At 51.4% G+C, this 313-nt stretch carries 1 protein-coding gene; it reads left to right on the top strand.

The window, feature by feature from the left end; translation table 11 throughout:
• Positions 1-19 precede the first annotated feature (19 nt).
• The coding region (locus F0U47_RS22935) for an eS26 family ribosomal protein (RefSeq protein WP_246159726.1) at positions 20-313 on the top strand (294 nt) is incomplete at its 3' end.

Below are 313 nucleotides of genomic sequence, written 5' to 3'. Positions count from 1 at the left end.
CGGATCGGAGGTTAGAAACATGACTCGTAAGCGCCGTAATGGAGGACGCGCCAAGCATGGACGTGGTCACGTTAAAGCTGTGAGATGCACAAACTGCGCGCGGTGCGTGCCAAAGGACAAGGCTAACAAAAAGTTCGTGATTAGGAACATCGTAGAAGCGGCGGCGGTCAGAGATATTAACGATGCCTCTGTATACCCAATGTTCCAGCTCCCTAAGTTATACGCTAAGCTCCACTACTGCGTGTCATGCGCCATCCACAGCAAAGTTGTCAGGAACAGATCGAAGAAAGACAGAAGAATCCGTACTCCCCCC

Origin of the sequence: Nocardioides antri (assembly GCF_008373765.1) — a bacterium.
Classification (GTDB): domain Bacteria; phylum Actinomycetota; class Actinomycetes; order Propionibacteriales; family Nocardioidaceae; genus Nocardioides; species Nocardioides antri.
The sequence above is the reverse complement of the archived record's forward strand: the minus strand, read 5'-3'. Positions and strand labels throughout refer to the sequence as shown.